The following is a 19,748-nucleotide window of genomic DNA, read 5'->3' on the forward strand; positions in this document are numbered from 1 at the left end:
GACGTATGAGTGTGCACCTGGTTGGCGGCGGTTGGTCCGAATCGAAGAGTTCCGCGGTCTATGACCTGTTCGTTGCGGAGGCTGCTGAACGCGCGGAGTCCGAGTCCTTCGATGGTGCGCCGCGCATCGCCGTGATCGTGGTCCGCGATGAAGACGGTGATGCACACGCGGCGAAGCTGGTCGATGCCGCGTCAGCAGCCGGGGCGTTCGAACCTGTGGTCACCTCACTCGCGTTCGGCGAGACCGCGACGCCCGCTGCACTGGCCGGCGTGCACGGGATTATCGTCGGCGGCGGGTTGACGCCCGCGTACCTCGCGAGCCTCACGCCGATCTTTGGCGAAATCAGGCGGCTCGTCGCATCCGGCGTACCGTACCTCGGCTTCTCCGCTGGGGCCTCGATCGCATCCGAGCGTGCTCTCGTCGGCGGCTGGCGGATCGGTGGCGTCGAGGTCAGCCCCGAGGCGGGTTCTGAACACCTGGATGAGGTCACCGTTGAGAACGGCATCGGCCTCCTCGATATCTCGGTCGACGTGCACGCCGTGCAGTGGGGCAACCTGTCGCGACTCATCGCGGCAACCGAAGCGGGCCTCGTCGACGGCGGCGTCGCGATCGATGAGAACACAGCCTTTGTCGTCGGCGAGGGCGCTCTTCGCGTCGTCGGCGCCGGCAGCGTGTGGCAGGTCCTGTCCACTGACGGTGGTGTCCGCGTCTCCTCACTCGCCGCTGGATGAATTTCACCCTCACCGAGCTCGCCGCCCAGGGTCTGATCGATCCGGGCTGGGCGAGCGCGCTCGAACCTGTGCAGCCCGAGCTGAATGCCCTTTCTGCGTTCCTTGACGCTGAGACGGAGTCGGGCAGGGGATTTCTGCCCGCACCGGAGAATGTGCTGCGCGCTTTTCGGTCGCCGCTCGACGGCATCCGGGTGCTCATCGTCGGGCAGGATCCGTACCCGTCACCGGGGCATCCGATCGGCCTGTCATTCGCTGCGGATCCGCACGTCAGGCCGCTTCCGCGAAGCCTCGTCAACATCTACCGAGAGCTGAACGACGATCTGGGCATCGCGCCCGCCGAGTCCGGCGACCTGAGCCCGTGGACCGATCGCGGTGTGCTGCTCCTGAACCGTGTGCTCACCGTGTCGCCGGGCGTCGCGGGTTCGCACCGGCGGAAGGGCTGGGAGGCGGTGACCGAGTGCGCCATCCGTGCCATCGCGGCGAGGGACAAGCCGCTCGTCTCGATCCTCTGGGGAAAGGACGCTCAGGCTCTCGCGCCCCTGCTCGGCACGACCCCACGGATCGAGAGCGTGCACCCGAGCCCGCTCTCGGCCTCGCGCGGGTTCTTCGGCTCACGGCCGTTCTCCCGGGCCAACGAACTGCTCGTCGAGCAGGGCGCTGAGCCCATCGACTGGCGGCTGGACTCGACGACCCTCTGGTGAGACGACTCCGACGGCAGTCTCCGTCGCCCGCAGAGATGCCGGTCCGCAGAGATGATTCCGGAAGACGAAACGGGATCGACACACGGGTCATCTACTCTTGAACCGTGCTTGAAGAGGAATACCAGCCCCGACGCCGATTGCCGCCGCACCTGCGCAAAAAACCCGAGCCAGAGACGCCGTTCAGTTACACGATTCGCGAGGCGCGGCCGGAGGACCTGCCGCACATTCGCGAGATCTATAACTACTACGTCGCCAACAGTGTCGTGACCTTCGACGAAGACAAGATGTCGCTCGCGAAGTGGAAGGCGAAGTTCGCCCAGCTGCAGAAGCTCGGCCTGCCGTTCATCGTCGCCGAGTCGCCGAACGGGGTGATCCTCGGCTACGCGCTGGTGTCGCCGTGGAAGGACAAGCGGGCGTACCGCTTCACCGTCGAGAACTCGATCTACCTGGGCCCGGCGTCGACGGGCAAGGGGCTCGGTCGTGTGCTGCTCGGCGAACTCATTGACCGCTCGAAGAAGGCCGGTCTGAAGGAGATTCTCGCCGTGATCAGTGACAAGGGCGCCGAGGGCTCGATCGCGCTGCACGAGTCCTTCGGGTTCGTGGAGATCGGCCGGATGGGGCGGGTCGGGTTCAAGTTTGAGCGCTGGCTCGGCACCGTTTTGCTGCAGAAATCGCTGAAGTAGGCGCGCGATGACTGAATCTGCGCCACTTGAGCGCCCGGCCAGGAGCACGCCGCTTCGTGCGTACGCCGGGGAGATCCATGCGGACCCGGATGCCGTCTTCGCGGCTCTCGAGCGACGGTTGCGTGAGAGCTCGACCGAAGTCTCGCCCGCCGTCGACAGCGCCGCGCGTTTCATCGCAGTGCAGGGCAACTGGTGGTATCGGGCTGAATACCGGGTCATGGCATCCGATGACGGCGCTCGTATCGAGCACGAGCTGCTCAACGTTGCACCGAGGTTTCACTGGGCCGGGCCGCTGGCCGGACGCGCGGTGCTCGCGGACTCGCCAGCCGCCTTCGGGCGACTCCTGACCGAGCTGGCTGCCGAGCTCGAGCGCTGAGTCGGGGTCTCGCCGCGGCGAGGCGACCGCGCTATCGTCTCGCCATCGAGCCGGTTCTGCGCTCGACTGTCACGAGTGCACGGCAAACGCCGCCGAACCGTGCATTTGCGACGGTTGACCGACGGTACTCAACCACTTCGGGGCTCGTCTGTCGCGAATGCGCGGCAAACGTCGCCGAACCGTGCATTTGCGACAGTTGAACGACGGTACTGAACCACTTCCGCGCTCGACTGTCACGAGTGCACGGCAAACACGCTGAAACCCGCCATTTGCGACAGTTGTACGACGGTAGTGAACTGCTTCGGCGTTCGACTGTCGCGAGTGCACGGGCAACGTCGCCGAACCGTGCATTTGCGACGGTTGAACGACGGTAGTGAACCACTTCGGCGCTCGTCTGTCACGAATGCGCGGCAAACGTCGCCGAACTGTGCATTTGCGACGGTTGAACCGCGGTACTGAACTGCTTCGGCGCTCGACTGTCACGAGTGCAGGGCAAACGCCGCCGAACCGTGCATTTGCGACGGTTGAACGACGGTACTGAACCACTTCCGCGCTCGACTGTCACGAATGCGCGGCAAACGCGCTGAAACCCGCCATTTGCGACAGTTGTACGACGGTAGTGAACTGCTTCGGCGCTCGACTGTCACGAATGCGCGGCAAACGTCGCCGAACCGTGCAGTTGCGACCGTTGAACGACGGTACTGCAAGGCTGCCGCGCTGAAGGTGACACGCGAACGTAACCGGTCGCCCCGGCGCCGAGTGCGCGGCGGTGGTTCACACGCGACAAAGGCCGGTGGAGCTGTCGCCCCACCGGCCTGTGTGCTGAGTTCCTGCACCGAACGCCCGCGGTCACCGTGCGTTCGACGTGTGCGGTTCCTATCCGCGGGAGGTCGCCCGGCTGAGGATGAAGTATCCCGCGAGTGCCGAGAGCACCGTCGGTACGAGCAACCAGGCAACGACCCCCTGTGGTCCTGAGGCGACGAACCATTCGCCGACGAGGTGCCAGGTCTGCGTCAGGGTAACCAGTGCCACGGCACCGACAATCAGGATGATGGTGATCGCGCCTGCGACCAGGAGCCCGTTCGTGCGCCAGCGCATGAAGATCGTTCCGCTCACCGTGCCGATGAAGGCGAAGAACATCATGGCGACGGTGAACACGAAGAGTCGCTGCCAGACCTCACCCGAACCGAAGTACACCGAGGTGAACATGTGGCCACCGAAACCCCAGCCGTTCGTCCATTCCTCCACGTAGGAGAGCACTGTGAGGATCACGCCGTACGACACCGAGAGCAGGAGGAACGCCAGTGTCGAGCCGAGGTAGAACTCGCGGCGGGTGAGGCTGAGCCCAAGCGCATAGGCGAACGTCATATTCATGGCCTGGGCGCCGACGACGAGCATGTACACGAAGATGTAGAAGGATGCGCCACTCCACTGGGTGCCGTCCAGGGCGTCCTGCCGGTCGCCGCCTGTGACGTTCGCTGCGATGATCCACCAGATCAGCATGTTGATCAGCCAGATGAACGCCAGGATCATCAGGGGGATCCAGTACACCGTCCACTTGTTGATGAGGTTCAGCCGAGCGGCGTTCCAGATCCGGTTGAGGGGCTGGGGGTTGCCCGCTGTCACCGGGTTCGAGGGAGTACCGGCCACCTGTCGGGTCCGTTGTGTGCCTTGCGTTGAGGATGCTGTTGTCATGATTGGATCTCGAATTCCTTCTCGGTGACGTTGGTGCGTCGAACGATGAGTTGTTGGAGAGAGACAGGGGAGAGTTCAAGGCCCGCGCTCGCGGCCTCTCGCCTGTCGTCGGCGCTGAGCGGGCCGACGGTGACGGATGCCAGCCCCCCGATTCCCTCGCGGGAGAGGACCTCGCGGTCGGCGACGAACGCGTCAACGGCGCCCCGCATGCCGACGACGGTTGTCGCTGAACCCCGGAGAGCCTCAGCGGCTTCGTCGATGATGATCGAGCCCTGGTCGATCACGAGGACGTGCTCGAGGAGCTGCGCCACCTCGTCGATCAGGTGAGTGGAGAGCACGACGGTGCGGGGGTGCTCCGCGTAGTCCGCGAGAAGCCGGTCGTAGAAGAGCTGGCGAGCGACAGCATCCAGTCCCAGGTAAGGCTCGTCGAAGAACGTCAGCGGGGCGCGCGACGCGAGGCCGACGATGACGCCAACCGCAGACAGCTGGCCGCGGGAGAGTTTCTTGATGCGGCGGTCGACGGGGAGTCGGAACTCCTCGACGAGCTGTTCGGCGAACTCGGCATCCCAGTTCTCGAAGAACCATGGCGCGCTCGCAAACACGTGCTTCGCCTGGAAGTCGTCCGGGTAGCGCTGGCTCTCCTTGATGAACGAGATGCGGCTGAGCACCCGTGCGTTCTCGGCGGGAGGCTCACCGAACACGCGGACGTCGCCCGATGTCGCGAACTCCTGTCCGGTAAGTACCTGCATGATCGTGGTCTTTCCCGCTCCGTTCCGGCCCAGGAGGCCGGTGATCGTGTTGGGGGTGATGTCGAAGTCGACGTTGTTCACCGCGGTGACCTTGCCGAATCGCTTGGTGAGGTTCCGCACGCTGACGACAGCGTCGGATCGAGAGTCTGATGTGTGAGTCATGCTGAGACGCCTTCCGTAGAGATCATTTCGCTGAGCTGGTCGGGATCGATCCCGAGTTTTGCTGCCTCGGCGATGAGGGGTCGTACGAATTCATCGCGGAAACGGTCCTTTCGAACCTGGATGAGTCGGGCGCGGGCGCCCTCGGCTACGAACATGCCGATGCCTCTCTTTTTGTAGAGAATTCCGTCGTCGACGAGGCGGTTGACGCCCTTTCCGGCGGTTGCTGGGTTGATGCGATAGAACGCGGCGAATTCGTTCGTCGACGGCACCTGGCTCTCCTCAGGAAGAGAGCCGGCGATGATGTCGTCTTCGATCTGTTCCGCGATCTGCACGAATATTGGTTTGCCTTCGTCGATCACGGCGCCTCCGCGGTTGCTCGGTTGGTTACTTCACTAACTAACCAACATCCTTTCTTTCGGTTTGTCAAGCAAATTCGAGAACATTGGCGGATTAAGCTCGTTGGGTGACCGAACTTCATGAACTGAGTGCGCTCGACCAGTGGCTGGCCCTGCAGCGGGGGGAGTTCTCACCGCGCGAGCTGGTGACTCACTACCTGGAACGGATCGAGCGGCTCAACCCCGACCTGGGCGCGTTCGTTACGGTGACAGCGGATGCCGCGATCCGGCGGGCAGAGACCCTCGAGTCCGTCGTGTCACGGACCAGTCCGCTGTGGGGGCTGCCGACCGCTGATAAAGACCTGACCCAGCGCCGCGGGGTGCAAACGGGCTTTGGCTCCAAGGCGTTCACGGGGACTATCTCTCACCGATCCGACGAGATCGTTGAGGTGCTCGACGATGCGGGAGCGATCAGTCTCGGTAAGACGAATACTCCCGAGTTCGGCATGTACGGCTACACGGAGTCCCGTGTTGCCCCACCCGCACGGAACCCGTGGGACCTGTCGCTCGGTGCCGGCGGGTCCAGCGGTGGGGCTGCTGCAGCGGTGTCTGCCCGGCTGCTGCCCTTTGCGCCGGGGAGTGATGGGGGAGGGTCCATTCGGATTCCGGCTGCGGCCTGTGGTCTGGTCGGAATCAAGCCGTCTCGCGGTCTTGTTCCGGCGGGCTCCGGTATCGATTCTGTCGGCGGGCTGGCCGTCAAGGGGCCGATCGCCCGCAGCGTCGCGGATGCTGCGCTCCTGCTTGACGCCATGATCGCGCGTCGCAATGGCCGCATCGATCACCATTTCACCCTGCGGGCGCCCGACGACAACGACGGTGATCTGCTCGGTGCTGCGGTGCGGGGTGAGGGCAGGTTCAATATCGGGGTGCTTCGAAACAGCCCGTTTGACGACGCGAGGGACATCGTCATCGCGCCGGAGGCATCCGCAGCCCTTGATATTGCGCTGGCGCAGTTGTCGTCCATCGGACACGGCATGGAAGAGGTTGTTCTCTCACACGGTGGCGTTTACGCCGATGCGTTCCGGCGACTGTGGCAGATTTCGGCCGCGACGATCCCGGTGTCCGACGACAGTCTCGAGTTGCTCGAGCCCGTGACGGCCGAGCTGGTGCGCGGCGGTCGTCAGATCGGGGCCAGGGAGGTGATGGAGACGTTGTCGATTATGAGCGGATTCGAGCGTTCAGTCATTGCGCAGTTCTCGCAGTTTGATGCAGTGATCTCGCCTGCGCTCGGTCAGCTGCCGAGGCCGGTTGGTTCGTATGATCTGGAGGATCCTGATGAGAACTTCTGGCAGCAGGTGGAGTACTCGCCGTTCACGTCATTCGTCAATGTAGCCGGGTTGCCCGCGATTACTCTTCCGATCTCGGAGACCAGTGAGGGGTTGCCGATGGGAGTGCAGGTGATCGGACGGCCTGGCGGTGAGGCGACACTGCTGTCGATCGGAGCCCAGTTGGAGCGCCGGATCCGGTGGCAGCACCGGAGTCCAGCTTTCGCGAACCGGTGAGCCGCTGGCCACGCCTTCGCTTGTGCACTCCGTGGCCGGAACGTGCGGTGCGCAGCTCCGACGGCTGCGGGTAGGTGTTTGTGTGACATTTGTGACACTCCAGCGTTCCTGCATCATGATGGACAGATGACTAAAGCTGCGCGGGTTCACCTCTCCAAGACGTTTCCGTCTGTGTACGAAAAGCTGGCGGCGCTGTCCACGGAGGTGGGCCAGGTCGCTCGGGACAACGGGATCGAGCCGCTGTTGTCTGAGCTCGTGCAGATGCGGGCGTCCCAAATCACGGGCTGTGCGTATTGCCTTCGGGTGCACACAAAGAAGGCACTCGCGCTCGGTGAGACGACCGAACGGCTCACAGTTCTTTCCGCCTGGCGGGAGGCTGGCCTGTATTCCGAGCGTGAGCGTGCTGCGCTTGCCCTGTGTGAAGCGATGACGCTGATTTCGGATGGTCACGTCTCCGATGACGTGTACAACGCAGCGATGGCGGTATTTTCGGAGAAGGAGTTTGCTGCGCTCTCCTGGGTGATCGTGTCGATCAATGCGTTCAACCGAATTGCAGTGACGAGTCGCTACCTCGTCGATCCGGTGTTTGCCGAATCGGCGGGCTCGGCTCACTCTGGTTCACCCGTCAATCCCCGCGAAGCACCCGCAACCCAACCCGCTCCGGAACGGAGTCAGGCCGGAGGGCCCGACACTCACGCCGGAGCCCACTGAGAACCGGCTGGGGAGGCGCTGCATTGTCTGGTGATTAAGGTAAGGCTTGCCTATACTGAGAGGGACATGACAGTACAGCGCCGCACCGACCACGCCGGTCACAAGGTGAACGAATCGAACCATAAGCACCGTGTTCAGTTTCTGATTGCCGGTGACGAATCGTCCCTTCCCGAGCTTGAGGCGGTCCTGTCGACTCTTCCGCTGTGTGCAACCGGTCGGGTGTTCGTTGAGGTCGAATCCGAAGATCAGATCGGTTCGCTGGATGTTCCGCCGCGGATGACAGTGACGTGGTTGCCCCGGTCGCGTCGTTCGGGTGTTCCCGGATCTGGCGCCGGTTGTGCTCAGGGTGAGGCCTTTTCGCGGGCCGTTCGGGCGTGGGCTGGCGAGATGCTGTGCAGCGATCCCGAAGAGGCGCACATTTGGCTCGGTGGCCACTATCGCGGTGTTGCGGAAGCTCACGAGTACCTTACGACCTCTCTTGGTGTTGCGGCCGACGTGATTCAGACGCCACCCGCGTACCGCCTGGGCGTTTCGCGCTAACATCCCCGGTCCGGTCCGGTCCGGTCCGGTCCGGTCCTGCCGGTCTGCGTCGGAGTGGAGTGGGTTCTGGCCGTCCGCTTTTGTCTGGTCTGGTCCGTCTGCTTTGGTCACGTCTGCTTTGGTCACGTCTGCTCCAATCCGGTTTGGCCTGGCTTGGGCTGCTCCGCTCTGGTCAGAGCCTCGAGCGCGTTCGGTCGATGGTTCCGCTGGCGATCGGTCTAGTCCGGTGGCACATACCAGGTCTCCATAGCCCGTTGACTCGATTCGCGGCGGCGCTGGGATTGGGATTGATCAGCCGTTCGGTCTCGGTTCGCGGGCCGCGACGAGCCCGAAGGATACATGGGCCCCGCAGGTGATCCCGGTGCCTGCCGGGATGGTGCCGCCGGTGGAATGGGTGGAATCGGTGGTCGTTCGTGAGGCTGGGGCGACATGGCAACCGATGGCGTCTCGGACTTGGCAGACTCTGGCGATGGCGATGGCGATGGCGATGGCGATGGCGATGGCGATGGCGATGGCGATGGCGATGGCGATGGCGATGGCGATGCCCATGCCGATGGCGATGGCGATGGCGATGCCGATGCCGACGGGGTTGATGGCGGTGGTGATGGGGTCGGTGGTGGCGGCGAAGCACCGACGCTCCGGTTCGAGCTGATCCGGTCGGCCGTGCCTCCCGTGTGTCCCGCACCTCCCGCACCTCCCGTGGCGCTCACACTGTCGTCTGCGCTGCCGTCATTACTCGCCGCTTGCCCGGCCTCGATGGCGCGTTGTTTTCGTTGTTCGAGTGCGCGGGGCGGGGGTTGTTTGAGGGCGGAACGGCTGCGGAGGGGGCGTGGTTTTTGCTCGGGGTCGAGAGTTTTGGGTGGAATGGCGGAGTAGGTGGTGCCGTTGCGGATGATTTTCCAGCCGGTGTTGTGGATGAGCATGTGGTCTTCGCGGCACATGAGGATTCCGTCGGCGATGTTGGTGAGTCCGTGGTCGGCGGCCCATTCGTTGATGTGGTGGGCTTCGGTGTAGGACGGGGGTCTCGTGCAGTCTTCGAAGACGCAGCCGCCGTCACGGATGGCGAGGGCGATGCGTTGCTTGGTGGTGAAGCGACGTTGTTCGCGGCCGACGTCGAGGGGGTTGTTGTTCTGGTCGACGAGGACCGGGCGGGTGCCGGTGGTACAGATGTGTCGCTCGATGATGTTGCCGGGGATGGCTTCTCCGGTGTCTTCGTTGAATCCGGTGCCGGTGAGGTGGCCGTCGGCGTCGCGGGTGTCGAGTTGGTCCTGGGTGATCACGATCCGGACTCCGGGCTGGCGGTTGCCGAATGCTGTGTTCGGGTCGGCTTCGGCACCGGCTTTGAGGGTCGCCATCAGGAGGTCGAACACGAGCTGGTCGTTGCTCCGGGGATCGTCGATGAGGCGCTGGGCGCGTTCGGCGTCGGCGGGGTCGATCATGCGGGGGCCGCCGCGGCGGGGTCGCATTCCAGCGCCGACGAGTTGGTCGATGTATGCCGCTGATTCGTCGTCGAACTCGACCCACGCGGTCCTCACACCGTCGGCGGAGCGGGAGAAGCGCCATTTGCGGTTCTGGAAGTGTTGGTCCCAGCGGAGTCGGACGCCAACCGGGTCGATCTGGTCACGGAGGAACCGGGCCCGCCGGCCGAGCTCGTCGGCGTTGGTGCCGACGGCCTCGGTGAGGATCTGTTCCGCCGAGATCCGGAGGTCGTCGGCGCTGACCCGTTCGTTGGGTTCACCCAGGCCTCGCATGATGATCGTGACCGCTTCAGGCTTGAGGATCCGGTCGCGGACCGCACGGGTGAGGGGCTCATGCCACGGCACCTCGGGTGCCGGTCGCGTGGCCGCGGGCCCTGCGTCCGCACCATCTCGGCCGCCGGAACCATCTCGGCCGCCGTCGAGGCCGTCATCCGTGCCCGGGCCGCCATCAAGCCCACCGAGCCCACCGAAAAGCCCATCGCCAGAGCCGCCACTGACGATCGGGTGGGTGGCGGCATCCGCCTCGCCCATCGCTTCACCGAGCTTCACCTGGCGGACCGCTTCAACCCGGGTGGATCCGGTCAGTCGTTGCACCATGTCGACGGCATTGTGGTCGCCGTTACGCTTGGCCAACCCGGAGTAACCGAGCTCACGAGCGGAACGCTTCGCGACCACACCGGCGGTCGCGGCGACCACGGCATCCGCCTCGGACCGCAACCGTGACGCATCACGCAGAAGATCCTGGAGTTCGGCGTCGCTGGCCCGGTCAATGAGGATCGACAATGGTGCGGGTTCATCGCAACCTGACCGGCGGGCAGCGGCGGTCGGGGAATCATCGTTCGATGGCGCCGCACCGGGCAGCGCCGTACCGGGCAGCGCAGCACCAGTCAACGCCGAGCGGGGGACACCGGAAGGGTCAGCGTCAGACACCGCACTAACCGACCGAGGCGTGAGAGTGGCCTCAAGCGAAGCGATTCGATCGCACACGTCGAGTGCGACCCGGCGAACCTGCTCCGAGATCTGAACCATGCTCAAATTTTACCAAGCGATCCGCCAAATTGGAAGATACGTTCGAAGATATCTCAAAGTAGAGCCGAAAAAAATAGAACGAAGGCTCCCCACAGAATCTGACTCCACTGCCCACCTCCACACCGGCGCGACCATAATGGACCCATGGATCCCCGAACAGTCCCCGCCCTTACGCTCAACGATGGCCACCGCATCCCCCAGGTGGGCTTCGGGGTGTACAAGGTTCCTCGTGAACGAACAGCGGATGCCGTCGTGACCGCCATTGAAGACGGCTATCGGCACATCGATACCGCGACCCTCTACGCCAACGAAGCCGAGGTGGGAGAGGGCATTCGCCGCTCGAGAATTGCCCGCGATGAGATCTTCGTCACCACCAAGGTCTGGAACACCGACCAGGGCTTCGACGAAACACTCCGAGCGTTCGACACCAGCATGAGCCTGCTCGGACTGGACGTCCTCGACCTCTACCTCATCCATTGGCCCGCGCCGACCCAGGACCGCTACGTGGACACCTGGCGCGCACTCGAGCGTCTTCAGGCCGACGGCCGGGTTCGGTCCATCGGCGTCAGCAATTTCCACCCGCACCACCTGGAGCGGCTCTTCGCAGAAACGGATGTCGTCCCCGCGGTCAACCAGATCGAGCTGCATCCGTGGCTCCCGCAGCAGGCGACGCGCGAATTCAACGCGGCCCACGGCATCCTCACCGAGGCATGGTCGCCGCTCGCGCGCGGTCGCGTGATCGGGAACCCGACCCTCGACGCCATCGCCGACAAACACGGCGTCACTGCCGCGCAGGTCGTGCTTCGGTGGCACGTGCAGCTCGGAAACGTCGTCATTCCGAAGTCCGTCACTCCCGAGCGGATAGCCGCCAACATCGACCTGTTCGGCTTCGAACTCGACGGCGAAGACCTCGCGAGCATCGCGACCCTCGAGTCGGGCGAGCGCACCGGTCGCGACCCCGACGACCTGGACTGATTCGCGCGACAACCTCAGGCGGCCCATCCGCCAACGACGCGTTACCCCAGCTCGGCCCGCACCTGCGGGAGCACCTCGGTCGCGAGCAACTCGATCGAGGTCATCACCAGAGGGTGGGGGAGACCCGACCAGTCCATCTGCAGCGCGTGCCGATCGTGCGCCAGGTGACCGTGAAGCGCAATGATCTTGTCGGCCACCTCGTTCGGGCTTCCCGCGAAAATCGCACCACGGCGTGCCGTCTGGGTGTCAAACCCCAGCCTGCTCGGCGCCGTGAAACCGCGCTCAGCCGCAATCGCGGTCATCGACCTGTGCCAGTACGGGAAAAACGTGTCCTTCGCCTCCTGGCTCGACTTCGCCACAAACCCCGGACCCGAGACAGCGACTTTGAGGGCGGATGCCGCGTGGCCGGCCGCCGCTCCCGCCTCGCGATACAACCGGGCACGCGGCGCGAACTGCTCGGGCGACCCACCGATAATGGCGTAGTTGATCGGGAGCCCGAGGTACCCGGCGCGCATCGACGACTCGGGGTTTCCTCCCGTCGCGATCCAGATGTCGAGCTTGCCCGAGTGAGGCCGAGGCAGGATGACTGCATCGGTGAGCGCTGGCCGGTACTTGCCGTGCCAGGTCACTCGCTCATGAGCGTTGATCTCGAGAAGGAGTCCGAGCTTCTCCTCGTAGAGTTCGTCGTAGTCGGCAAGGTTGGCACCGAACAGCGGAAATGACTCGATGAACGACCCGCGACCGGCCGCGATCTCCACCCGGCCTCCCGTGAGGAGATCGATCGTCGAGTACTGCTGGAACACCCGAACCGGGTCTTCCGTGGAGAGCACGGTGACGGCGCTCGAGAGCCTGATGTTGTTCGTCACCGAAGCCGCCGCCGCGAGCACCGTCGCCGGCGACGTGATCGAGTATTCCGGGCGGTGATGCTCGCCGATTCCGAACCAGTCGAGGCCGAGCTCGTCGGCCAGTCTGATGCGCTCGATCGTGTTCCTGAGCTGCTGTTCGGCGGACTCCAGCTGCCCGGATTCGGGGTTCAGCGGAATGTCCCCGAAGCTATAGACGCCCAGCTCCATGCTCACGACCCTTCTGCCTGCGACGCGACCGCGTGCGAGGCAACCGCCGCAAGCACGAGCACTACCACGGGCGTCGACTCAGCCACGATCACTTCCAGCACCTCACTTTCCGTGAGTAGCAGGCCGGCCAGCAGCGGGACGCCCGGCGCGAGAACCGGAGGGATTCCCCGCGGCCACGCGTCCGGCGGCGGTACGCCCGGCCGAAGGACGCCGGATGTAACCGCCCTTCTCGAGCCCTGCCTCGATCTCGAACCGGTTCTTGAGCGGATCCCGCCCGGCGAAGAAATACAGGATCGGGAAGACCATCCCGTATCGCTGCCACTGCTCCTTGTGCACCGCCTCGTGTTCGAGCACATCGGCCGACACGTTCCGGTCGGTGAGGTAGCACCCGCCGACACACGACCCGCCTCGGCCAAAGGTCCATTTCGGCATCCCGGTGAAGACGAAGAGCCCATTGCGGCGCGTGATCTTTCCCGTCGACCAGATCGAGCCCCAGATGAAGCCGACGGCGGTCGCGTACAGATAACCGGCGCGGCTGAACAGCGAATTCGAACCCACGCCCGTCACTCTCCGGCCCGGTAGGTCTCGAGCAGCCGAAGCCAGATCTCACTCATCGTCGGGAACGCGGGCACCGCGTGCCACAACCGGGTGAGCGGCACCTCACCGACGACAGCGATGGTGGCTGCGTGCAGCAGCTCCGCGACATCCTGCCCCACAAAGGTCACCCCGAGCGCAACGCCCCGGTTCTCGTCAACGACCATGCGCGCATGACCCTCGTACCCGTCGGCGTGGAGTCCCGAGCCTGAGACCGCACCCAGGTCGTAGTCGACGACGCGCGTGCGGTAACCGGCCTTCTCCGCCGCGGCAGCGGTGAGCCCAACGGTCGCCACCTGCGGCTCGCTGAAAATCACCGACGGCACACGTTCGTGATCAGCGGATGCCGCCAGGTCGCCCCACGGTTCGGCCTGCGTTTCCGGCGCGCGAACGCGGGCGGCGATCGCCTTCCCGGCGGCGCGCCCCTGGTACTTGCCCTGGTGGGTGAGGAGCACGCGGTGGTTGACGTCGCCCGCCGCGTACAGCCAGCCGCCATCCACTCCGTCGACACGGAGCGAATCGTCAACGCTGATCCAGTCACCGGGTGTGAGTCCGACGGTCTCGAGCCCGATGTCTGTGGTTCGCGGCGTGCGGCCCGTCGCGACGAGAACCTCGGCGGCCGTCACGGTTTCACCGGAGTCCAACTCGATGACCGCCAAGCCGTCGTCGTCGCGGCTGACCCCGACGGGTGCACCGTGGAGGACGGTGGCGCCGTCGGCGCGAAGCCGCATCGTCACCGCTTCGCCCGCGAACGGTTCGAGTCCGGACAACAATCCACTTCTGGCGATGACGGTCACCGTCGACCCGAGCGCGATGAACGCGGTCGCCATCTCTGCGGCGACCACTCCGCCGCCGATGATGGCGAGCGACTCCGGCACGTCCTTCACGCTTGTCGCGTTGCGGCTCGTCCACGGTGCCGCCTCGGAGAGGCCGGGGATGTGGGGGATCAGCGCGTCTGACCCGGTGCAGACAGCGACGGCCTGCCTGGCCTCGAGAACGACGGTCTCGCCGGCATCCGTCGTCACTTCGACGGTGCGCACTCCGGTGAGCCGCCCGTGCCCACGGACGAGGTCGATCCCCGCGCTCTCGAGCCAGGGCAGTGAGCCGGTGTCGTCCCAGTCGCTCACGAACGAGTCGCGGCGCGCGAGCACCGCAGCGACATCGAGTGGTCCGGTGACGGACTGCTTCGACCCGGCCACCCGCAGTGCAGCGTCACGGGCCGACGGCGGCCGCAGCAACGCCTTCGAGGGGATACACGCCCAGAATGAGCAATCCCCGCCGACAAGTTCACGCTCGACGATCACGCACGTGAGGCCAGCTTTCGTCGCGTAATCAGCGACATTCTCACCCACCGGTCCTGCCCCGAGGACGATGAGGTCGTACTGCTTCTCAGTCATGACCCGAGGCTACCGGTCACCACCCACGCTGCGGAATGTCAGCGCGCGAGCGCTCCAATGATTCGCAGGATCGTAGGCAGGTCGTCGACCGCTCGTTCGGGGCTCGACGGCGCGAAGCCGCAGATCGTGGCACCCGCGAGCTCGAACGAACCGCGGACGCCGCCGATGAGGTCAACGAGGTGTGCCGCAGGGAGGCCGAACGGCTCAGCCCACGATGTGCCCGCGATGTCAGCGGGGTCGAGCACGTCGAGGTCGATGTGAATGAAGACCTTCGATGCTCCGGATGCCGAAACCGCCTCGATCACGGATTCCGGCGTCCAGTCGTCGACAGACAGCATCCGGATCGCGCGTTCGTCGATCACGACCTGCTCGGCATCGTCCATTGAGCGTGCGCCGAGAATGACGACCTGTGAGGGATCGAGCGGAGCGGTTGATGCCAGCTCGGGAATATCTTCGCCGAGCAGCGAGCGCAGCACCATGCCATCAAACGAACCGGATGGTGACGACACGGCGTCGTTGAGGTCGGAGTGGGCGTCGATCCACAGGACGCAGACATCGCCGTCCGCAGCCGCGTATTCGATCGAGGCGAGGGCAACAGCGCACCCTCCGCCGATCGTGATCACGGGGGCCGTCGCCTCTCGGAGGGCGGCAAGCTGGTGTTCACGGATGACGAGGAGCGATGAGAGCCGGTGTACTCCGGTGTCGAGCGATTCGCCGGCTTCGACGGGAACCTCGACTCGAACCGTCGCCGTGGATGGCAGGTCGCCGCCGATCGCGTCAGCACCATCGATGAGTCGCATCGCTCGGGAAGAACCGGAACCCTGCCACGCGGGCACCACCATGAAAGTCGCCATTTTCTTAGTATCCGGCAGCGGATCGGGTTTTGCCGAGACCCCTGCGCTTACCGGTGTGTTGCGCGGTGTTGCACCGGCATACGGTATTTCTCTCGGGGAGAGGGCAGAATGGAACCACAACCCGAAGGAGGCCGCCGTGTCTGACGCCGCTGCGCGCCTCGTTGTCGTCGAGGTCACCACTCGCCGCGAGAACGCTCCCGAGTACGACGCCTACGTCAGGACCATGATCGACCGGGCGGCCCACGAGGCACGCGAGACCGGTTGGGATGTCACGCAGCTGTCCGCCGCCGACCTCGGAGTCACCGGGCTGCTCGATGCGGCCGACTCCGCGGACGCCATCATCGTCATGGGCGGCGAAGACATTGATCCCCAGTTCTACGACGGCGAACGCGGTTACGAGGGCGAAAGCCATCACTTCGAAATTGCGGATGCCGCACAGATCGAACTTGTTCGTCGCGCCGCCGCGACGCGGACGCCGGTGCTCGGCATCTGCCGCGGGCACCAGGTCATCAACGTCGCGCTCGGCGGCACTCTGCTGCAGCATGTTGAAGCTCCGGGGCACCGCGTCACCGATCTTCCGGTGGAGTACGCCCTGGTCGAGCACCCGGTCCGCCTTGAGCGCGGGTCCAGGATCGCCGAGCGCTTCGGTCGCGAGCACATCCTTGTGCAGAGCGCGCACCACCAGGTCGCCGACCGGCTCGGCGATGGCCTGACCGCTGTGGGCTGGGCGCACGACGGCCACATCGAGGCCATCGAACACGAGTCGCTGCCCATCACCGGTGTGCAGTGGCATCCAGAGGGCCTCCTCGCGCCCACCGGGCAGCTCCGCGTCCTGCTCGACGGCCTCGCGGCCGAGACCCGCGCTCAGCTGCAGCGTTCCTGACCTCGCCCGCCAACGGCATCCGCTCACCGGGTTCTTCTGCAAGCGGTGGCTGGCGACGACGGATGCCGCAGGGCACGGTTAACAGGAAATCGCACGATTATCAGGACCGGTCGTTGAGAACCTGCCTGATAACCGTGCGATTACCTGTCAATCCCGCGAGCTAGGCGGCGGGTGACGTGCTACTCACCCGGGGTGTACGGCGCGCCCTGTGTGACGGCGGGTGCGCTTGAGTTGCCCGAGACGGCGCGCGAGCCGCCTGACTTCAGTTCGGCGAGCCGGGCCTCGACCTCGGTCATTTCGCCGATGTCCTCGAGCGACTCGAACTGGGCGTCGAGGCTGGAGGCCGCGAGCTCCTGCTGGCCGCGGACCTTGGCCTCCTCGCGACGGATCTTGTCTTCGAACCGGCTGACCTCGCTGGTCGGGTCCATGATGTCGATGCTCTTGACGGCATCCGCGACCTTCTTCTGGGCCTCGGCGGTCTTCGAGCGGGCGATGAGCTCGCTGCGCTTCGACTTGAGCTGCTCGAGCTTGCCCTTCATGCCATTGAGGCCGTTCTTGAGCTGGTCGACGACCTGGGTCTGCGACGCGATCTGCGGCTCGGCCATCCTCGCCTCGTTTTCGGAGGTGATCTGGCGCTGCAGGGCCACCTTCGCGAGGTTGTCGAACTTGTCGGCGTCTGCGCTGTTGCCCGCCGCACGGTACTCGTCTGCCTTGCGGCTCGCGGCGAGTGCCTTATTGCCCCAGTCGCCTGCCGCACGCACGTCTTCGGCGTGGTCCTCCTCGAGAAGGCGCAGGTTTCCGATCGTCTCGGCGATGGCGCTCTCGGCCTCAGCGATGCTGTTGGTGTAGTCACGCACCATCTGGTCGAGCATGAGCTGCGGGTCTTCTGCCTGGTCGATGAGAGCGTTGATGTTCGCTTTCGCCAGCTGGGCGATGCGCCCGAAGATTGACTGCTTGGTCATAGTTCTTCCTTCCGATCGATTGATGTCATGAAGCGAGCCGTTAGAACCGGCCGCCTCCTCGTCGGGAGCGTGAACCGCTCCCGCCGAAACTTCCCGCGCTGCGACCGCTTGACCTGCCGCCGCCAAAGCCGCCGCCACCGAAGCCGCCGCCACCGGAACGGCCGCGCGAGCTTCCGCCGCCCCCGCCGAACATGCCGCCACCGCCACCGCCGAACATGCCGCCACCGCCACCGCCGAGCACCTGGCCGATGAGGATGCCGCCGAGAATCGCACCCATGGAGCCGTCGCTCGAGCCTCTGCCGCCACCGCCCATCACGTCACCGAAACCTGTGCCGTAACCACTGACGTCGTTCTGGGCATACTGCATCGACTGCCGGGCGAGTTCGTTGGCTCGTTGCGCGTAGATGAGGGCCGATTCGCTGTCGGATTCCCGCGACTGCATGGCGAGGCCGAGGTTGCGTTCAGCCTCCGCGAGGCGGGTGCGGGCCTCGGCTCCGACCGCGCCGCGACGGGTCGTGATGTACTCCTGGGCTGCCGCGACCTGATCCTGCGCACTCGTCAGGGAGTGCAGGAGCATCGACTGCGTGCGCCGGCGCTGGCCTTCCGCGTCACGGACCTGGGTGAGCACGCTGTCGATGGTCGAGTCCGCTGCTTCGAGTCGCTGGACGAGCTCGTGAGGCGAGTATGGGCCCGCCGAACGATCGGCGCCGAGCTCGGCGAGGATTCCCTCTGTAGCGCCGATGACGTTCGCGAGCGAGCCCTCCGGGTCGGGCTGCGAGCGGGCAAGCTGCAGGTCGTTCTCGAGCTCGGTGACCAGGGCGCGGATCGATTCTTCCGCCTTCGCCAGGTCAGCCGCAGCGTGGTCGATGGCGTCGAGGAGGATTCCCGCCTGCTCGATCGATTCTTCGGCAGCACGGATGCCGACGGCCGCGGTTGAGAGGTCACCTTCCGTCAGGTCCTGATCCGCGGCATCGAGTCCTGTCGCTGCGAACCGCAGCCGCTCGTCGGCCTCTTCCACGTTGTCGGCGACAGCCGAGAGAGCGGCGGGACTATAGCGGCCCGAGAGCGTGGAAAGCGTTGCCTCTGCAGCGGGCCTGCGCTGAGAGACACGCTCGAGTTCGGAGCGAAGCCGCTTGACGGCATCCGGTGCAGTCTTTTCGATCTGCCTCAGTTCGTCGAATGCGGCAGCCTCGCGATCGAGGGCGTCGTTGGCGCTCGCGCAGAGGCGGATGATCTCGGCGTTCCAGGCGCGAACCTGTTGCTCCGTGTCGGGCTCGGCGTCGTCGAGACGCTGCTTGATCGTGAAGGCCTGCGAGAGGGTGGTCTTTGCCGTCGCGATGGCCTCACGGAACTTAGCCGCCGACTCTTCGCCGTACTGGGCGATGGCGAAGCCGAGTTCCTGTTCGCTTGTACGCACGGCGTCGTCGGTCTCGATCAGGGCACTGCCGGCCTGGCGATCGAGGTCCTCGGTGGAGATCGCCGCGAGTTCGGCTGGCTCACCAGCGCGCGGATCGACGGCCGGGGTCTTCTTGCGGCGCCGCATCAGGACGATGACCAGGACGACAGCGATCGCTGCAATGACGAGAAGGATGATCCAGACGGTGCCGCCGGACAGGCCGCCGCCACCGCCGGTGCCAACAGCATCCGTCACAGCGTCACCGTTGATCGCGTTGGTGAGCCCCTGGGCGGCGGCAACGCCCGCGCCTGCCCAGTTGCCGTCGGAGAGCTCGGGGAGGACGAGGCGCTGTTCGATCTCACCCAGCTGTTCGTCGGTGACCGGTCCACCGGAGTCACCGGAGAGGTAGTACACACGGGCCTCTGTGGCGACCGCGAGGATGTACTGGTTCGGACCGAGCCCGTTGTTTTCCGCCGTGGTGTTGGCCCACTCGGCGGCGTCGCTCGGGTCTTCGAAGGTGTCGACGTAGACGACCCAGAGGTCGGCGCCGGTTTCGGAGCGCAGTGTGTCGATTGCAGTCTCGATCGACTGGGTTCCGCTCGAATCGAGAACCCCCGAGTCATCGACGACCCGCGAATCACCGAGGATGACGGGCTCAGCTGCAGACGCAAGAGCTGGGGTTCCAAGGACGACGGCGACCGCGAGTGTCACAGCGCCCCAGATCGAGCGTGCCCGCATCGGCTCACCTTCGGTTGGGGTTGGAGGTACGGTGCGAGTCTATTGTTCGGTCACTGAGGGAGTCCAGAGAACGAGGCCCCCTGGGTAACCCGCGCGAGGTTGTGGTAGGCGGGTGCTCGTTCAT

At 65.2% G+C, this 19,748-nt stretch carries 18 protein-coding genes and 1 pseudogene; 9 read left to right on the forward strand and 10 right to left on the reverse strand.

Annotation, left to right across the window (positions count from 1 at the left end; genetic code table 11):
• Window positions 1–5: 5 nt before the first annotated feature.
• From AC1X6S_RS10245 to AC1X6S_RS10260, 4 genes are all read left to right on the forward strand, one after another.
• On the forward strand, window positions 6–731 hold the full coding sequence (locus tag AC1X6S_RS10245) for a type 1 glutamine amidotransferase family protein (protein WP_483405645.1): 726 nt from the start codon (window positions 6–8) through the stop codon (window positions 729–731).
• Entirely contained in the window at window positions 728–1,432 is a 705-nt protein-coding gene (locus tag AC1X6S_RS10250) for a uracil-DNA glycosylase (RefSeq protein ID WP_483405646.1), read from the forward strand. The genes AC1X6S_RS10245 and AC1X6S_RS10250 overlap by 4 nt, the downstream gene beginning before the upstream one ends.
• Before the next feature lie 104 nt (window positions 1,433–1,536).
• Complete coding sequence (locus AC1X6S_RS10255; protein WP_483405647.1) at window positions 1,537–2,115, forward strand: GNAT family N-acetyltransferase; 579 nt, start codon at window positions 1,537–1,539, stop codon at window positions 2,113–2,115.
• A 7-nt stretch (window positions 2,116–2,122) separates the two neighbouring features.
• Window positions 2,123–2,491, forward strand: coding sequence for a hypothetical protein (locus AC1X6S_RS10260; RefSeq protein WP_483405648.1), 369 nt, complete (start codon window positions 2,123–2,125; stop codon window positions 2,489–2,491).
• Window positions 2,492–3,367: 876 nt separating this feature from the next.
• Here the strand turns inward: AC1X6S_RS10260 and AC1X6S_RS10265 are convergent.
• From AC1X6S_RS10265 to AC1X6S_RS10275, 3 genes are read right to left on the reverse strand one after another with little or no spacing between them, the layout of a single operon-like run.
• Window positions 3,368–4,186, reverse strand: a complete 819-nt coding sequence (locus AC1X6S_RS10265) for a hypothetical protein (protein ID WP_483405649.1) — start codon at window positions 4,184–4,186, stop codon at window positions 3,368–3,370.
• Window positions 4,183–5,097 (reverse strand): ABC transporter ATP-binding protein, encoded by a 915-nt coding sequence (locus AC1X6S_RS10270; protein WP_483405650.1) that lies wholly within the window; start codon window positions 5,095–5,097, stop codon window positions 4,183–4,185. The genes AC1X6S_RS10265 and AC1X6S_RS10270 overlap by 4 nt, the downstream gene beginning before the upstream one ends.
• Window positions 5,094–5,456, reverse strand: coding sequence for a GntR family transcriptional regulator (locus AC1X6S_RS10275; RefSeq protein WP_483405651.1), 363 nt, complete (start codon window positions 5,454–5,456; stop codon window positions 5,094–5,096). Before AC1X6S_RS10275 ends, AC1X6S_RS10270 begins: the two co-directional genes overlap by 4 nt.
• 104 nt (window positions 5,457–5,560) lie before the next feature.
• Here AC1X6S_RS10275 and AC1X6S_RS10280 point away from each other — a divergent pair, with 104 nt between their 5' ends.
• The 3 genes from AC1X6S_RS10280 (at window position 5,561) to AC1X6S_RS10290 (ending at window position 8,245) form a co-directional block, all read left to right on the forward strand.
• On the forward strand, window positions 5,561–6,994 hold the full coding sequence (locus tag AC1X6S_RS10280) for an amidase (protein ID WP_483405652.1): 1,434 nt from the start codon (window positions 5,561–5,563) through the stop codon (window positions 6,992–6,994).
• Window positions 6,995–7,120: 126 nt separating this feature from the next.
• Window positions 7,121–7,705, forward strand: coding sequence for a carboxymuconolactone decarboxylase family protein (locus tag AC1X6S_RS10285; protein WP_483405653.1), 585 nt, complete (start codon window positions 7,121–7,123; stop codon window positions 7,703–7,705).
• A gap of 66 nt (window positions 7,706–7,771) precedes the next feature.
• Window positions 7,772–8,245: an SIP domain-containing protein gene (locus tag AC1X6S_RS10290; RefSeq protein WP_483405654.1), complete on the forward strand. Its 474-nt coding sequence runs from the start codon at window positions 7,772–7,774 to the stop codon at window positions 8,243–8,245.
• Between the two features lie 218 nt (window positions 8,246–8,463).
• Here AC1X6S_RS10290 and AC1X6S_RS10295 read toward each other — a convergent pair whose 3' ends face one another.
• Window positions 8,464–10,752, reverse strand: coding sequence for a hypothetical protein (locus tag AC1X6S_RS10295; RefSeq protein WP_483405655.1), 2,289 nt, complete (start codon window positions 10,750–10,752; stop codon window positions 8,464–8,466).
• 144 nt (window positions 10,753–10,896) lie between these two features.
• On the opposite strand from AC1X6S_RS10295, the gene AC1X6S_RS10300 reads away from it, so the two are divergent.
• Window positions 10,897–11,727 carry an aldo/keto reductase gene (locus tag AC1X6S_RS10300; protein WP_483405656.1) on the forward strand — a complete coding sequence of 277 codons (831 nt, stop codon included), beginning with the start codon at window positions 10,897–10,899 and terminating at the stop codon, window positions 11,725–11,727.
• A 41-nt stretch (window positions 11,728–11,768) separates the two neighbouring features.
• On the opposite strand, the gene AC1X6S_RS10305 is transcribed toward AC1X6S_RS10300, so the two are convergent.
• The 4 genes and pseudogenes from AC1X6S_RS10305 to AC1X6S_RS10320 all read right to left on the reverse strand — a co-directional run bounded on the left by AC1X6S_RS10305 (window position 11,769) and on the right by AC1X6S_RS10320 (window position 15,645).
• A complete protein-coding gene (locus AC1X6S_RS10305; RefSeq protein WP_483405898.1) occupies window positions 11,769–12,800 on the reverse strand; it encodes an LLM class flavin-dependent oxidoreductase in 1,032 nt (343 codons plus the stop codon).
• 207 nt (window positions 12,801–13,007) lie between these two features.
• A pseudogene (locus AC1X6S_RS10310) lies at window positions 13,008–13,403 on the reverse strand (Fe-S oxidoreductase); the annotation flags it as partial.
• On the reverse strand, window positions 13,364–14,791 hold the full coding sequence (locus AC1X6S_RS10315; protein ID WP_483405657.1) for a dihydrolipoyl dehydrogenase family protein: 1,428 nt from the start codon (window positions 14,789–14,791) through the stop codon (window positions 13,364–13,366). The pseudogene AC1X6S_RS10310 and the gene AC1X6S_RS10315, both read right to left, overlap by 40 nt.
• Before the next feature lie 38 nt (window positions 14,792–14,829).
• Complete coding sequence (locus AC1X6S_RS10320; protein ID WP_483405658.1) at window positions 14,830–15,645, reverse strand: arginase family protein; 816 nt, start codon at window positions 15,643–15,645, stop codon at window positions 14,830–14,832.
• Between the two features lie 136 nt (window positions 15,646–15,781).
• On the opposite strand from AC1X6S_RS10320, the gene AC1X6S_RS10325 reads away from it, so the two are divergent.
• The gene (locus AC1X6S_RS10325) at window positions 15,782–16,528 is read left to right on the forward strand and encodes a gamma-glutamyl-gamma-aminobutyrate hydrolase family protein (RefSeq protein WP_483405659.1); all 747 of its coding nucleotides are present in this window, start codon (window positions 15,782–15,784) and stop codon (window positions 16,526–16,528) included.
• A gap of 179 nt (window positions 16,529–16,707) precedes the next feature.
• On the opposite strand, the gene AC1X6S_RS10330 is transcribed toward AC1X6S_RS10325, so the two are convergent.
• Window positions 16,708–17,490 (reverse strand): PspA/IM30 family protein, encoded by a 783-nt coding sequence (locus AC1X6S_RS10330; RefSeq protein WP_483405660.1) that lies wholly within the window; start codon window positions 17,488–17,490, stop codon window positions 16,708–16,710.
• Window positions 17,491–17,530: 40 nt separating this feature from the next.
• Window positions 17,531–19,624 (reverse strand): TPM domain-containing protein, encoded by a 2,094-nt coding sequence (locus AC1X6S_RS10335; protein ID WP_483405661.1) that lies wholly within the window; start codon window positions 19,622–19,624, stop codon window positions 17,531–17,533.
• Between the last annotated feature and the right edge of the window lie 124 nt (window positions 19,625–19,748).

The sequence above is a fragment of the Mycetocola sp. Y442 genome, assembly GCF_056898615.1.